This window comes from Cupriavidus sp. LA-1, assembly GCF_055385985.1.
Genome location: NZ_AP031388.1, coordinates 1,075,375 through 1,089,007 on the forward strand (window position 1 = coordinate 1,075,375; position 13,633 = coordinate 1,089,007).

The 13,633-nt window shown below is 64.6% G+C and carries 15 protein-coding genes; 8 read left to right on the top strand and 7 right to left on the bottom strand.

The features are described 5' to 3' along the window. Positions 1-9: 9 nt before the first annotated feature. A complete protein-coding gene (locus tag ACZ5MJ_RS24075) occupies positions 10-1,101 on the bottom strand; it encodes a porin (RefSeq protein WP_464226591.1) in 1,092 nt (363 codons plus the stop codon). A gap of 319 nt (positions 1,102-1,420) precedes the next feature. On the opposite strand from ACZ5MJ_RS24075, the gene ACZ5MJ_RS24080 reads away from it, so the two are divergent. The 5 genes from ACZ5MJ_RS24080 to ACZ5MJ_RS24100 all read left to right on the top strand — a co-directional run bounded on the left by ACZ5MJ_RS24080 (position 1,421) and on the right by ACZ5MJ_RS24100 (position 5,608). Beyond that, positions 1,421-2,107: a hydrolase gene (locus ACZ5MJ_RS24080; protein ID WP_464226170.1), complete on the top strand. Its 687-nt coding sequence runs from the start codon at positions 1,421-1,423 to the stop codon at positions 2,105-2,107. Positions 2,108-2,186: 79 nt separating this feature from the next. Next, complete coding sequence (locus ACZ5MJ_RS24085; protein WP_464226171.1) at positions 2,187-4,058, top strand: amidohydrolase; 1,872 nt, start codon at positions 2,187-2,189, stop codon at positions 4,056-4,058. Positions 4,059-4,078: 20 nt separating this feature from the next. Further along, positions 4,079-4,537, top strand: coding sequence for a DoxX family protein (locus ACZ5MJ_RS24090; RefSeq protein WP_464226172.1), 459 nt, complete (start codon positions 4,079-4,081; stop codon positions 4,535-4,537). Between the two features lies 1 nt (position 4,538). Beyond that, positions 4,539-4,835 carry a XapX domain-containing protein gene (locus ACZ5MJ_RS24095; protein ID WP_464226174.1) on the top strand — a complete coding sequence of 99 codons (297 nt, stop codon included), beginning with the start codon at positions 4,539-4,541 and terminating at the stop codon, positions 4,833-4,835. A gap of 38 nt (positions 4,836-4,873) precedes the next feature. Continuing rightward, entirely contained in the window at positions 4,874-5,608 is a 735-nt protein-coding gene (locus ACZ5MJ_RS24100; protein WP_464226175.1) for a YoaK family protein, read from the top strand. 110 nt (positions 5,609-5,718) lie between these two features. On the opposite strand, the gene ACZ5MJ_RS24105 is transcribed toward ACZ5MJ_RS24100, so the two are convergent. Together ACZ5MJ_RS24105 and ACZ5MJ_RS24110 are read right to left on the bottom strand one after the other, a co-directional pair. After that, a complete protein-coding gene (locus ACZ5MJ_RS24105; protein ID WP_464226176.1) occupies positions 5,719-6,150 on the bottom strand; it encodes a hypothetical protein in 432 nt (143 codons plus the stop codon). Positions 6,151-6,336: 186 nt separating this feature from the next. Continuing rightward, positions 6,337-7,179 (bottom strand): universal stress protein, encoded by an 843-nt coding sequence (locus ACZ5MJ_RS24110; protein WP_464226177.1) that lies wholly within the window; start codon positions 7,177-7,179, stop codon positions 6,337-6,339. Positions 7,180-7,547: 368 nt separating this feature from the next. Between ACZ5MJ_RS24110 and ACZ5MJ_RS24115 the strand changes: the two genes are divergently transcribed. Next, complete coding sequence (locus tag ACZ5MJ_RS24115) at positions 7,548-8,003, top strand: universal stress protein (protein WP_464226178.1); 456 nt, start codon at positions 7,548-7,550, stop codon at positions 8,001-8,003. Between the two features lie 61 nt (positions 8,004-8,064). Here ACZ5MJ_RS24115 and ACZ5MJ_RS24120 read toward each other — a convergent pair whose 3' ends face one another. Then, on the bottom strand, positions 8,065-8,964 hold the full coding sequence (locus ACZ5MJ_RS24120) for a LysR family transcriptional regulator (protein ID WP_464226592.1): 900 nt from the start codon (positions 8,962-8,964) through the stop codon (positions 8,065-8,067). Between the two features lie 237 nt (positions 8,965-9,201). Between ACZ5MJ_RS24120 and ACZ5MJ_RS24125 the strand changes: the two genes are divergently transcribed. Further along, complete coding sequence (locus ACZ5MJ_RS24125) at positions 9,202-10,026, top strand: substrate-binding domain-containing protein (protein WP_464226179.1); 825 nt, start codon at positions 9,202-9,204, stop codon at positions 10,024-10,026. 107 nt (positions 10,027-10,133) lie between these two features. Next, a complete protein-coding gene (locus ACZ5MJ_RS24130; RefSeq protein WP_464226180.1) occupies positions 10,134-10,937 on the top strand; it encodes a BPL-N domain-containing protein in 804 nt (267 codons plus the stop codon). Between the two features lie 65 nt (positions 10,938-11,002). On the opposite strand, the gene ACZ5MJ_RS24135 is transcribed toward ACZ5MJ_RS24130, so the two are convergent. The 3 genes from ACZ5MJ_RS24135 to ACZ5MJ_RS24145 form a co-directional block, all read right to left on the bottom strand. Then, positions 11,003-11,725 (bottom strand): hypothetical protein, encoded by a 723-nt coding sequence (locus ACZ5MJ_RS24135; protein WP_464226182.1) that lies wholly within the window; start codon positions 11,723-11,725, stop codon positions 11,003-11,005. A gap of 101 nt (positions 11,726-11,826) precedes the next feature. Further along, on the bottom strand, positions 11,827-12,309 hold the full coding sequence (locus ACZ5MJ_RS24140) for a DUF4440 domain-containing protein (RefSeq protein ID WP_464226183.1): 483 nt from the start codon (positions 12,307-12,309) through the stop codon (positions 11,827-11,829). A gap of 210 nt (positions 12,310-12,519) precedes the next feature. Further along, the gene (locus ACZ5MJ_RS24145; RefSeq protein ID WP_464226184.1) at positions 12,520-13,536 is read right to left on the bottom strand and encodes a helix-turn-helix domain-containing protein; all 1,017 of its coding nucleotides are present in this window, start codon (positions 13,534-13,536) and stop codon (positions 12,520-12,522) included. Between the last annotated feature and the right edge of the window lie 97 nt (positions 13,537-13,633).

The following is a 13,633-nucleotide window of genomic DNA, read 5'->3' on the forward strand; positions in this document are numbered from 1 at the left end:
GCTGGCGCTTCAGAAGTAGTGGCGCATCGCCAGCGCAAAGGTCTGCGGGTCGGCACCGGCTTTTACGCCCAGCCCATTGATGGCAAAGTCGTAAATCGCGTTCTTCCGGTTGTTGATGCGGCTGTAGTACGTATAGATCGACGTCCGCTTGGATAGCGGATAGTCGTAGCCCACAGTGATTTGCGTGGCGCCGGTATCCGCGCCGCTGCGGAAAGAGCCGATGGTTTCCGTTGCATTGCCCGCACCGCTGCTGGCAAGCGCAAAGCCGATCTTTACGCTGCCGGGGCCCAGCTTCTGCACCAGCGACGTGTAGTAGCCACTGCGCGTCAGGTCGCCGGTAGCCGTGCGGTAATGCAGCCGCTCGTACACCAGCGCAATCGTTGTGGTGGGAAACCGGTACGACACCCCTACCTTCATGCCATCGTCATTGCGGCCTGCCGTGTGGTAGTGCTGGTGGATTTCATAGGCCAACGCCACATTGAGCGGACCATTGTCATAGGAACCGGCAAACGAATACAGCGCCGGATTGCGAGGCACACTGGTCTTTTCCTCGGGCAGGCCCCACGTCATGGCACCGCTCAATCCGTGCCACAGCGGCGACTGATAGTGCAGCGAGTTCTGCTGGCGCCGATCGAAGGCGCTGGTGTTCTGTACATTGTCGCTGGTGGCGGCCGCACCATTGCCCATCAGAGCCATATAGCCCGCGGTGGTCGGGTAATACGGATCGTAGCCCTTGGTTGCGCTGGTATACGCGGTGTCCCAGTTGCCCATGAAGACCGTACCGTAGGGGCTCCCCAGGCCAAGGCGCGTGTCGCGCGCGGCAATCTGCCCGGCGCCGGTATCGAGCGATAACGTACTCTCGATCTGCCAGATTGCCTTCAGCCCGTAGCCGAGCGTCTCGTCGCCGCGCAGGCCGAAGACGCTACGATTGTTGGTCAGGCGGCCGGTGCCGCCGAGCCGCGTGCCGTCCGTTGCTGTGCTGGCGTTGGAATACTCCAGCGCGGTATTCAGGCGACCATAGATCACGACCGACGACTGGGCGCTGGCCTCCCCGGCAAGGCAGGAAGTCGCCACCGCCAGCGGAACAATCGCGCGCCACATGCCGATGTTTGCCATCTTTCACCTCGAGTCGTCTGAACATGCTTGCCATTGACGCCACGGGGGCTGGTGATCCGCCCACCTCGCCGAACGTTTTTTGATCTTGCAATCATACAAGTGGGGCAAGGCGAAGGTCTGTTGCAGGTCGCAAAAAAAGCAAGCCCGCCAGGCGCGTGAATTCCTATAGTAGTGAAGCGTCGCCTGGCCGACGCCTTCTTTCGAATTTGCTGATGCCCGTCCCCGTCCCCGTCCTCATCCCCGTCCGCCGGCCGGCGCGGGACGGTCGCTTGCACTCCTCCGCTTCGTCATTCTGGAGACCATCATGAGCGATCCAAAACTTCAAGTGCTGACTCCGCAGAATTGTCAACTGATCTTCATCGACCACCAGCCGCAGATGGCATTCGGCGTCCAGTCAATGGACCGGCAAGCGCTGAAGAACAATGTGGTTGGCCTGGCCAAGGCCGCCAGGATCTTCAATATCCCGACCACCATCACTACCGTGGAGACCGAGAGCTTCTCGGGCTTCACCTATCCCGAGCTGCTTGACGTCTTTCCCGGCCAGAAACTGCTCGAACGCACTTCGATGAACTCATGGGACGACCAGAAGGTGCGTGACGCGCTGGCTGCCAATGGCCGCAAGAAGGTGGTCGTCTCCGGCCTGTGGACCGAGGTCTGCAACAACACTTTCGCGCTATGCGCGATGGATGAAGGTAGGTACGAAATCTATATGGTGGCCGACGCCTCGGGTGGCACATCGAAGGAAGCGCATGACTATGCCATGCAGCGCATGATCCAGGCCGGCGTGGTGCCCGTGACGTGGCAGCAGGTGTTGCTCGAATGGCAGCGCGACTGGGCGCACCGCGATACGTATGACGCGGTAATGGCGCTGGTCAGGGAACACTCTGGCGCGTACGGGATGGGCGTGGACTACGCCTACACCATGGTGCACAAGGCGCCACAGCGAGCCACGGGTACCCACGAGATCGTGCCTGCGGTGCCAGCCAGGTAATCGGCGGCCTTCCACCCATATTCGACACCCAGACCCGGGCCGCGCGGCAAGATGCCGCCGGCCGGGAGGAGCAGTTGCGATGCCTTCCTCAGACAAGCCCGACCTGATCCTGGCGAATGGCCGCTTCACCACGCTGAATCCGCAACGGCCCCAAGCGGACGCCGTGGCTATCCGCGGCGGCAAGTTCATGGCCGTCGGCAGCAAGCAGGACATCATGCCCCTCGGCGACAGCACCGTGCCGGTCATCGACCTCGGAGGGCGGCGCGCGATCCCGGGATTGATTGACAGCCACATGCACATCATCCGCGGTGGCCTGAACTACAACATGGAACTGCGCTGGGACGGCGTGCGCTCGTTGGCGGACGCCATGCGCATGTTGAAGGAACAGGTAGCGCGCACACCAGCGCCGCAATGGGTGCGCGTGGTGGGTGGCTTTACCGAACACCAGTTCGCCGAGAAGCGCCTGCCGACCATCGACGAGCTGAATGCGGTGGCGCCCGATACGCCCGTGTTCGTCCTGCATCTGTACGACCGCGCCCTCCTGAACGGCGCCGCGCTGCGCGCCGTGGGTTACAACAAGGACACGCCGGAACCACCGGGCGGCGAGATTGTGCGTGACGCCCACGGGAACCCCACCGGGCTGCTGCTGGCCCAGCCCAACGCGACCATCCTCTACGCCACGCTGGCCAGGGGGCCCAAGCTGCCGCCCGAGTACCAGAAGAACTCAACGCGGCATTTCATGCGCGAAGTGAACCGGCTCGGCGTCACCGGCGTGATCGACGCCGGCGGCGGTTACCAGAACTATCCCGATGACTACGCAGTGATCGAGGAACTCCACCAGGAAGGCCAGCTCACGGTGCGGCTTGCCTATAACCTGTTCACGCAGAAGCCGAAGGACGAACTCAACGACTTCCGCACCTGGGCCGGCAAGGTCAAGCCAGGCCAGGGCGATGACCTCTATCACCACAACGGTGCGGGCGAAATGCTGGTCTATACCGCGGCCGACTTCGAGGACTTCCGCGTCGAGCGCCCGGAGATGCCACCGTCGATGGAGGCCGACCTTGAACCCGTGATCCGCCTGCTGGTGGAAAACCGCTGGCCATGGCGGCTGCATGCCACCTACGACGAGACCATCTCGCGCGCGCTGGACGTCTACGAGAAGGTGGCCCGCGATATGCCCTTCGACGGCCTGCACTGGTTCTTCGATCATGCCGAGACGATCACCGACCGCAATATGGACCGCATTGCAGCGTTGGGCGGCGGCATTGCGGTGCAGCACCGCATGGCCTACCAGGGCGAGTACTTTGTCGAGCGCTACGGCGCGAAGCCGGCCGAGCGGACGCCGCCGGTGAAGCAGATGCTCGAGCGCGGCATCAAGGTTGGCGCAGGCACGGACGCCACGCGCGTGGCCTCGTACAACCCATGGGTGTCGCTATCGTGGTTGACCACGGGCAAGACGCTCGGCGGCCTGTCGCTGTATCCGCAGGCCAACCTGCTGGATCGGGAGACCGCGCTCCGGCTCTGGACCGAAGCAAACACCTGGTTCTCCAACGAGGAAGGCAAGAAAGGCCGGATTGCCGTTGGCCAGCTTGCAGACCTGGCGGTGCTGTCGAGCGACTACTTCACCGTCCCCGGCGATGAGATCCAGGACATCACCTCGGTACTGACGATGCTGGGTGGCAAGGTGGTCTATGGCGACGGCGAGTTCGGCACACTGGCTCCCGACATCCCGCCTGCCATGCCGGATTGGTCGCCGGTGCGGACATATGGAGGTTATCAGGCGCGCCGCCAGGGCAGCCAGTCCGCCGCCGCGCTCAGCGTGGCATGCGGCTGCGCGCACCGCTGCGGCGTCCATGGCCATGCGCATGCGGCGGCCTGGGCCGCGCAGGTGCCGGTTGCCGACGTGCGGCAATTCTGGGGTGCGCTCGGCTGTTCCTGCTGGGCGTTCTGACTGTGCAGACGGAGGCAACGATGCCTGAGCATATTACCCACCCCCATGCAGCGCCGGGCGCAGGGCTGGCCCGCGCGGCCACGCCAGCGATCCGGTGGCTGGCACTGCTGGCACTGTGCGCCGCCTACCTGCAGGGCGGGCTCACCAAGGCGCTGGACTTCCCGGCCGCCATCGCCGAAATGCAGCATTTCGGCCTGGCGCCGGCCGCTCCCCTGGCGGCGCTGGTCATCGTGCTGGAACTCGGCGCCTCGGCGATGATCCTGACAGGTTTCTGGCGCTGGGTCGGGGCGCTGGCGCTGGCGGCGTTCACCTTGATGGCGTCGTTCCTGGCCAACGCGTTCTGGAATGTGCCGATGCCCGGCCGGATCATGGTGGAGAACGCCTTCTTCGAGCACATCGGGCTGGCGGGTGGCTTCGTGCTGGTCGCCTGGCACGACCTGCGCCGTCCCGGCCGGGCGGCATCGGAACAGGGAGACTGAAATGAAGCTCTATCTCGTGTCGTTCGGCGCGGGGATCCTCGTTGGGATCATCTATGCCGTGCTGCAAGTGCGTTCACCCGCGCCACCGGCAATCGCGCTGCTCGGTCTGCTTGGCATGCTGATCGGCGAGCAGGTCGTGCCGACGGTCAAACGCGTCATAGCCGGTGAGCCGGTCACCGTGGCCTGGTTCCGCACGGAATGCGTGCCCAAGATCTCAGGCGCGCCGCCCAAGATTGTGGCGGAACTCGAAGGCACCCAGGGCAACGGCTCCGTCGAGCGGGACGATGTCTCGCGTTGACGGGGAGCCGTAGTACAGACGCGAGCAGGGATAAGCCCATGAAGGCCGACGGGAAAACATCGATTCCGGACAGCCACAAGCACATCAACCACAGCGTGCATGGCTGCGTCCTGTCGTATGTTGCGGGCTTTGTCGACGTGGTCGGCTTCATCTCCCTGTTCGGGCTGTTCACGGCTCACGTCACGGGCAACTTCATCATGATCGGGGTGGAACTGACAGGCAGCTCCGAGGGCCTGGCGACCAAGCTCCTTGCCTTGCCCGCTTTTGCAGCAGCGGTTGCGACAACGCGGCTGCTGGAGTCGTGGCTGGTGCAGCGCCAGCGTCCGGCCGTGGCCGTGCTGCTTGCCATCGAATGCGTATTCCTGTTGCTGTTCGTGGGCACTGGCTTGCTGGCAACGGCCGCCCGGTCGGGCCTCACTGCCGGCTCTTCGCTGACAACGCTGGCCGGCATGCTGGCTGTCGTGGCGATGGGCATCCAGAACGCTCTGTCCCGTACCGCACTGGCCGACCTGGGACCCACCACGATCATGACCGGCAACACTACCCAGATCGTGATTGACTTGGTTGACCTCTTGACAGCCGGGCCCGAGCAAGCAGGCGCGATCCGCGCGCGCCTGCGCAAGATGCTGCCGGCTCTGGCGGGCTTTGCTGCCGGAGCCGTGCTGGGTGCATTGGCATTCGCTGCCATTAGCTTCTGGTGTGTCTTGCTGCCCGTGCTCTTGCTAGCCGCGCTATGCCGAGAGCAGTGGCAGGCCAGGCTTGTGCCCGCCTGACTCTGTCATCGGCGCTTTGCCTGCGCCGACAACGCTTCGAACCGGATCACGAGACCGACGCCGCTTTCCACGAAATCGATCGGTAGTCCGCTTGTCGAACTTCCGTCAGATCACCCACGCATCCGCAACAGATCAACGTAAGAGACCAGCTTGCTTTTCTCATTAGCAAGCGTCTTTCGTTTGGAAGCCGGGCGGGTTGGTTGGGCACGCTCGAACTTGGCGGCGGCGCGTGCGTCCTCCCGCGCGTGGGTCCGCGCGGTCCTGGCTTCCGCCTTCAGGCGTTCAGCTTCCAGCCGCGCCGCAGTGCGTTCCTCTCGGGCAACTTCTTGCACGGCTGACATGATCTCAGCTCTTAGCAGATCGCGCCTTTGCCTGGCAGCGGCACGCGCAGCCTGCAGCTGCTCTTTCCTCTGCCGGAGCCAGTCTTTCCCGTTGACCGGCGCAGGCCTGGCCTCTGGCGGCACGCTCAGGCGCAAGTCCCTGCTGATTGAAACTCTCTCGGTCCGCCGCGTGCGCCGCGTTTCCTGCTTCGCATCACTCACGATGCCTCACTCTCCCAGCACGACATTGGTGAGGCCCATGCGTCACCAGTTGAAGTCCGTGAACTCATCCCGCCAACCTTACCATAGGACTCCATCCCGGGCTTGGACGAAGGCGGCCAGACACCGCGGCGACCGGCCGCTCCCGGCCGCAATTGGTCAGCTGACGATGGGAGCAGAAGTCACACCTCAGTGCGACATGAACACCGGCAAGCCTGACTGGCGCAGCAGGGCGCGGGTGGTGCCACCGAGCACAAGCTCTCTCAGGCGGGAGTGGCCATAGCCGCCGGCGACCAGCAGGTCGGCTTGCGCCTTATCCGCAAGTTGCGGCAGAACGTGGTCGGGGTCGCCCTCTCCGACCAGCAGATTGGCGCGGATGCCATGGCTGGCCAGCCAGGCTGCCAGCCGATCCGCGCTGTCACGGTAGGCCTCTTGCTCAGCGGCGCCGCCGCGCCTGCCTGCGCTGACCACCAGGACGGAAACCGCGCTGGCATGTGCAAGCCACGGCAGTGCGTCCGCTACCGCCCGCGCGGCCTCCCGGCCGCCGTTCCATGCGATGGCGACATGGCCACCAGTTCGCGGGACGGTCGCGCCGGGCACCAGCAGAATGGGTCGGCCGGCATTGAGCATCGCATACTCCGCAACCCCGGCCAGCAGCGCCGGCACATCGGCCTGTGCCGAGGGCGGTGCGGGCAGGATGAGATCGGCGTAGCGGCCGGCGTCGGCAAGCGCCCAGCCGGACTCGGCGTCGACAACGATGTGCCGGGTGGGAATGGCCGGCGACACCTGCCTGGTCAGGGTGTCGAGTGTCCTCTTGTGATCGGCGGCCAGTTTGTGCAGATGGCTCGCGGCAAGCGCGGCATATTGCCCGGCCTCCTTGCCTGCCCCGCGATACGGCTCCAGGTGTGTTCCTGTTGCAGTCAGTCCGACCACGCTGCCGCCTAACGCTGTGGCAAGCCGTGCCGCCGTTTCAATGCGCGCGGACCGTGCAGCATCTTCGCTGAGGTCGACAAGGATGGTTCTGAAGTCCATGACGTGATTCCGTTCTTTGGTTTGCCTTTGCTGCCTGGGGATTGCGGTCCAGGTGAACCAGGATGCTGTCGCAAGCCATGACCGCCCTTTGGCTCAGGTTCAAACCAGTCTAGGCAGCCAGGCCGAACGGCGCTTGACCCGGATCAACGAGCCTGCCCTGCGGCGACGCGGCACACGTATCGCTCCGTTGGCACGGCCGGGCCCTCAAGTCTTGTGGTCATCACTCCGGTTCCGGTTGCGATCAGGAACTCGCCACGCCTGCCGCTTCGGGTTGATGCATATCAAGCGCGTATCGACGCCGGCGTCTACGCTGATTGCAATCGATCCCAGCATCGACCTCGCGCATCCTTGCCCTCAGGAGACCCATCATGTACCAGCGCATCCTGCTTGCCGTCGATGGCAGCCGCTCTTCGGACCTGGCACTGAGCCAGGCGATCATCATCGCCAGGGCAACCGGGGCCGAGGTGAAGGCGTTGTTCGTGGTGGACGACAGCGATGTCTTCTTCGAGGCCGGTTACTTCAACCCCAAGGAACTGGTCGACAACATCATCGCGCACGGCCGCAAGGCACTGGATGCGGCCTCGGCCAGGCTCAGCGAGGCGGGCGTGCGGCATTCAGTGCAACTGGATGAAAAGCCGGTCTCGCCCGGCCGGATCTCGCTGACCATCGTCACCGAAGCCGATGCGTGGAATGCCGACCTGATCGTGCTTGGCACCCACGGCCGCCGCGGCGTCAGGCGCCTGCTGATGGGCAGCGTGTCGGAAGGCGTGCTTGCCAAGACCAGCAAGCCAGTGCTCCTGGTCCGCAGCGAAATCGAAGGTTAGCCGCACCGGTCCGGTATCGCGCAGGCGGACAGGCAACAAGAAGCCCGCGACTGGCTTCCCCCTAATTGCCCGCCATTTCCAATGTGATGGTCTCGTACAACGCCTGCGCGGCAGGCTGCAATGGCCGGTCGCGACGGCGTATCAACGCCAGGACGCGGTCTACGACAGGCTCGACCAGGGGGATTGCGCAGAGCCGGGGATGATCCCGCGGCATCGACATGGCAGGCAGCACGGCCATGCCAAGACCCGCTTCCACCAGCGCCAGCACGCCGACGACGTGGTTGGCTTCGTAGTGAATGGTGGGGCGTCGCTCAAGGTGGGCGATGGCATTTTCGATCAGGGCGCGATTGCCGCTTTGCCTGGACACGCTGACCATGCGTTGCCCCGCCAGCTCCTCCCAGTCCACGCACCCTCGCGCGGACCATGCGTGGTCGCGCCGCATTGCCAGTTGGTAGCGCTCGGCGCGGATGGCGCGGAACTCGATGTTGGGTTCCTGCGCGCCCATGAAATTGAGCCCGAAATCCGACTCTCCCGACATGACGCTGGCCAGTACCGTGCTGGCGTTTTCGTCGATCACGCGCACGCGCACGCCAGGATGCCGGCTGGCAAACACGTGGATTGCATGAGGCAGGAAATGCAGCGCGGCAGACGGTATCGCGGCCACTGTCACCTGTCCGCGTTGCAGCGTGGCCTCGTCCCCGAGCCGGAACACGGCGTTATCCAGGATATCGAGCGCGGCGCGGGCTTCTTCCAGGAACTGCCTGCCGATATGCGTCGTTTCCACCCGGCGCGTGGTCCGGTCCAGCAAGCGGGAGCCGAGCGTCTTTTCCAGCTTTTCGATGCGCCGGCTGAGCGCTGGCTGTGAAATATGAAGGGTTTCCGCCGCCATGCGGAAACTTCCTTTTTCGGCCGTTGCGACAAAAGCCTGCAGGTCTTCCAGGGCAAAATTAATGCGTGGCATGCATTGAATCATCAGAACATTGCAATTCACAGAATAGTCTTGCGTCGATACGCTTGCAATGCCTGATCGGGACGTTGTGCCGTGCCGAAAAGCGCACAAAAAGATCGATCCCGGCGACTCGTCCTGATATTCGCAGTTCACGCGAAAAGGCTCGCCTCGGCCCGATCGCGCGCGCAGCCAATAGGAAAGAAGACTGACGGGCGCCGCCGCCCGCAGCAGTGAATAACAGGAGACGACATGAAGCTGAACCTCCAGGCCGCCAGGCCTGCCCTGCTGGTTCTTATGCTCTGGCTGGCCGCCCCGGCCCGGGCAGACGAGATCCGCGTGATCACCTCGGGCGGTTTTACGGCCGCCTACCAGCAGCTGGTGCCACTGTACGAGGCCGCCACGCAGGACCATGTCATCACCGCCTACGGTGCGTCGATGGGCAATGCCCCCGATTCCATCCCCAGCCGGCTGGCGCGGGGCGAGACCTTCGACGTGGTGATCCTGGCGGACTCAGGCCTTGAGAAGCTGGTAGCGGAAGGCAAGGTGGCCGCCGGCAGCCGGGTCGACCTGGCCCGCTCGCTGATCGGCATGTCCGTGCGCAAGGGCACGCCGAAGCCGGATATCAGCACGACCGAGGCGCTGACGCAGACCCTGCTCAACGCCAAATCCATTGCGTATTCCGCCAGCGCCAGCGGGACGTATCTTTCCAACGAACTGTTCGCCCGGCTCGGTGTCGCGGACAAGATCAAGGACAAGGCCCGCAAGATCTACAGCGAGCGTGTCGGCACCGTGGTGGCGCGAGGCGATGCCGAAATCGGCTTCCAGCAGGTCAGCGAGCTGCTGCCCTTCAAGGAACTGGATTACGTCGGCCCGTTGCCAGCTGAACTACAGCAGAGGGTGTTCTTTTCCGCGGGAACGATCGCAGGCCGACAGACCCCGGCATCTTCCCGCTTCGTCAGGTTCCTGGCCTCGCCGGCGGCGGCTGCAATTGTCAGCAGCACGGGGCTGGAACCCGTGGCGGCGCCTCTGCCGCCACCGGCGCCTCCGGCTTTGGGGCAGCCGCAGAAGCCCTGACCGGCGGGGCGGTGCCTGCGGCCCGGGCCAGCACGGCCGCGGATCCCGGCTTGGAGTTTTCGGTCCGGAACGGCTAAAGTCGGAAACTACAAGAAGCGGATGCCGACATGCCAAGGCCCCAGATCCTTACTTACGTCGACGCCGGTGCGTCCGAGTGGACCGCATGCCTGATGCGGACCATCGGGCACCAGCTACATGCCGGCGCCTACGAGATCCGCGCGGTGATGGCTGACGAGATCCGGCACGACGCCACGCTGTTCGACGATGCGGTGCTGTTTGTCATGCCGGGCGGCGCCGACCTTCCCTATTGCGCCTTGCTGAACGGCGCCCCGAACGCGCGCATCCGGCATTTTGTCGAGCAGGGCGGCGTCTACCTCGGGATTTGCGCGGGCGCCTACTACGCGTGCCGGGAACTGGCTTTTCATGCCGGCACCAGGGGGGCGATCTGCGGCCCGCGCGAACTGCGCTTTGTCGATGCCGTGGCAGTGGGCTCGCTGCCCGAACTGACCGGCGGCTTGCTCTATGACGGCACACCGCGTACCACGGCCGCGGTGGAACTGCAGACCACGGACAGCCTGACCGATGTCCCGCTGTCGCTCTACACGCATTACCACGGTGGCTGCCGCTTCGACCTTGGCGACGCACCCGGCCCCGACACGCAGGTCCTGGCCGTCTATGCGGGCATCGACGGCACGCCGCCCGCCATCGTCAGTGCACGCGTGGGCAAGGGCCGCGCGGTGCTCACCGGCGTCCACCTGGAGATCTCCGAGCGCGAGTGCAAGGATGCGCTGCGCGGGCACAGCGATATGCCCGAATACCTCTATGTCTGCGACCGGCTGGCGCAGACCGGCGACGCACGCCTGCTTGTGTTTCGCCAGTTGCTGGCGCACGCGGGGCTTGTGCTGGATTGAGGGGCGTGGCACCGCATGCCGGCCAGCGCCGTCCGGACTACGTGCACGCACGGCGCCGAAGCTCGTCAGGGTTCCTTGCCTGAGTCAAGGTTGCCGGAAGTTCCGGATGCCGACGCCACCGCACCGCGAAGCGCGCGATAGCTCTGCTGCAACAGCAGTTCGATGGTCGCCCACTCTGGTTCCGTGACACCACCGGCCTCGGCGCGTGCATCACGCAAGAGCATGGCCTGTGCGCGCAAGCGGCCATGCTCGAGTGTTGAGGCCGCCGGCACCCTGTAGAGCGCCGCCGCGGCTTCGGCGCACGCGTGTCCCAAGGCGTCGGATGGATAGCGCTCGTGCTCCCGATGCACGATCCACCACTCCAGCTCCAACGTGGTGGCGCGTCCAACATCGAAATCGATCCTTCCCGTATTCCGGATCATGCCAAAGTAAGTGCGCAGCGTTGGCAATGCCTTCTCGTAATCGCTGCGCTCGCTGCCTTCCTTGAACACAAATGCCGCCGATGCCCCGTAGTAGGCGCCGACGTACGAGCGAAGCAAGGGGAAGCGATACTGGGTGCGCAAGGTTTGCGCCAGTTCGAGGAACAGCGTGACGGGCTGGCGCTCATAGTAAGCGCGCCACATCTTCGCTTCCAGCTCGCCGACCGCGGCAGGATCAAACCGGGTCAGGTCACGACCGAGCGGCAGGAATATATCGACGGCAGCGTAACTCATCAGCAAGGCCGTGACGACCAGGGCCATACGCCAGCGGCGTCCAGACCCATCCACGCGCGCATCGCTGTGGCGCATGCGGTGACTGCGAACGGGCTCGGGCGTGCGCATGGCACATGGCGCCGATGGGTGGCTTCTCTGGCTCTGTTTTCAGCCCGGCACGAGCTGGCCGGCCGCAGCTACATCTTCTCCGGCATGGCCGACGAGTGATGACTCGTGATCAGCCATTGCGTACCATTCCAGCGATAAGTGTAGGTATAGCGGGCCTTGACGACTGCGCCTGTGCGCGCAAAGGTGAAAGTGTAGAGCCCGGCATCCACGGCAGAATTGCAGCCCAGTTCAATGCTGCGGAAGTCAATTTTCCCGAAGGGGCGGTCCTGCAGGAAGTATTTGAAATAGTCCTGTTTCTCCGCGACGGTCAGGCGAGGCTTGTTGGATACCGTAGCAAGAAGGATCGACCGTTCGGCATAGTTGGCCACCACCTTGTTTGGATCGCCGGTCTGCAGAGACTGGTTCCATCGATCAAACAGCGCCGCGATTTCCGGCTCTGACGTTACCTTGCAGCTTTCTGTGCGCGACGCCTGCGCGCTGCCTGGTGTGCCCTGGTTCATGGCACAGCCCGAGAGTACAAGCGCCAGGATGGCAATGCGAAGCAGCTTCATGGCAGAGTTCCTCAGGTAAGGGTTGAGAGCCAGGGCACAACGCCTGAAGATGGGCGCGGCCCGCAAGGGCTTGCCATTTCCGACCATGCCTTCCACCGCCCCCAAGAGCTCGGAAAGATTTCAGGCCACCCTGAATACTAGGTGCGGATCGGCAATGCAAAGGCGCCACGACCGGCTACATGGTGCGACAGCTCACGCTTGGCGGCGGCCTTACCCCCGGCTTTCCCGCCTGAACCGCGTCGGCGCATGCCCGGTCCAGCGCTGGAACGCCCGGCGAAACGCTTCCTCGCTGGCAAAGCCAAGCTGCTCCGCGATCCTGCCTACCGACCAGTTGGTCGTACACAGGCATTGCTCGGCGTACTCCTGCAGGCTGTGTTCGCGCAGTACGCGGTAACTGCTGCCGTCGGCGGCAAGATGGCGGCGCAGGGTCGGTTCGCTCACATCGAAGCGCGTGGCCAGCTCGGCCAGGGTCGGCAGCCGCGCGCCATGCACCAGCGCCGCATGCAGGATGCCGCGCACCTGCTGGCTCAGCGATACGACCTCGACCGGCGCACCGATCAGCCGGTAAGGAAAGTCGTCCAGGAAGGCATCGAGCTCCGCGGCCTGGCGCACGACCGGCCGGTCTAGCAGTGCCTCGTCGAACTCAAATCCGTAGGTCTGCGCGCCGGCGGTCACGGCGGCATGGAACAGGCCCAGGAAAGGCATGGCGTCCTCGCGCCGGGGATGCGCCAGGTAGACATGGGTCGGGCGTAACGGCTGCCCGACCAGCCAGCCGAACAGGAGCATGTAGAAGAAGAGTCCGGTCAGGTCCACCAGGCAAGCCGCGGAGGTCTTCGCACGCCGCAGCGAATCCATGCGGAACACCGCCTGGCCTGCGCCTTGCGCGAGGCTGAGCGCACCGGCGCGCGGATACAGCATCGCGCAGAAGTCGGCCGCGCAGTGGATCGCCTCTCTCAGCGTCTGGCTGCTCAATACACAGCGGCACAACAAGTCCACTTCCTGCTTGCACATCGGGGCGTGGCCGTTGCCTTTGGCAACCAGGGCTTCCAGCCGTTCGATCGCGGCGCGATAGAGCGCGGTGAACCGGGCGGGCGGCGCAGGCCCGGATGCGCCGGATGTGCCCGCGGCAGGCGGAACCTCGACGCCCTGACGCTTCAGTTCATCCAGCAGGCGCTGCACCATGCCGTGCGGAACAGGTACGGGATTCCCCGGTATGTGGGCGGTCATGGGCACTCGTCGTGATTGCTTCGGTAGCGGTTGTTGATCGTCCGGGTAGGGATTCGGTGCGGGCAGGCCTCCCATAATCGTCCCGGCACCTCCACCC

Coding starts and splice junctions, on each gene's coding strand:
- ACZ5MJ_RS24075 (WP_464226591.1), bottom strand. CDS start 1,101: ATGTGGCGCGCGATTGTTCCGCTGGCGGTGGCGACTTCCTGCCTTGCC.
- ACZ5MJ_RS24080 (WP_464226170.1), top strand. CDS start 1,421: ATGAGCGATCCAAAACTTCAAGTGCTGACTCCGCAGAATTGTCAACTG.
- ACZ5MJ_RS24085 (WP_464226171.1), top strand. CDS start 2,187: ATGCCTTCCTCAGACAAGCCCGACCTGATCCTGGCGAATGGCCGCTTC.
- ACZ5MJ_RS24090 (WP_464226172.1), top strand. CDS start 4,079: ATGCCTGAGCATATTACCCACCCCCATGCAGCGCCGGGCGCAGGGCTG.
- ACZ5MJ_RS24095 (WP_464226174.1), top strand. CDS start 4,539: ATGAAGCTCTATCTCGTGTCGTTCGGCGCGGGGATCCTCGTTGGGATC.
- ACZ5MJ_RS24100 (WP_464226175.1), top strand. CDS start 4,874: ATGAAGGCCGACGGGAAAACATCGATTCCGGACAGCCACAAGCACATC.
- ACZ5MJ_RS24110 (WP_464226177.1), bottom strand. CDS start 7,179: ATGGACTTCAGAACCATCCTTGTCGACCTCAGCGAAGATGCTGCACGG.
- ACZ5MJ_RS24115 (WP_464226178.1), top strand. CDS start 7,548: ATGTACCAGCGCATCCTGCTTGCCGTCGATGGCAGCCGCTCTTCGGAC.
- ACZ5MJ_RS24120 (WP_464226592.1), bottom strand. CDS start 8,964: ATGCCACGCATTAATTTTGCCCTGGAAGACCTGCAGGCTTTTGTCGCA.
- ACZ5MJ_RS24125 (WP_464226179.1), top strand. CDS start 9,202: ATGAAGCTGAACCTCCAGGCCGCCAGGCCTGCCCTGCTGGTTCTTATG.
- ACZ5MJ_RS24130 (WP_464226180.1), top strand. CDS start 10,134: ATGCCAAGGCCCCAGATCCTTACTTACGTCGACGCCGGTGCGTCCGAG.
- ACZ5MJ_RS24135 (WP_464226182.1), bottom strand. CDS start 11,725: ATGCGCCACAGCGATGCGCGCGTGGATGGGTCTGGACGCCGCTGGCGT.
- ACZ5MJ_RS24140 (WP_464226183.1), bottom strand. CDS start 12,309: ATGAAGCTGCTTCGCATTGCCATCCTGGCGCTTGTACTCTCGGGCTGT.
- ACZ5MJ_RS24145 (WP_464226184.1), bottom strand. CDS start 13,536: ATGACCGCCCACATACCGGGGAATCCCGTACCTGTTCCGCACGGCATG.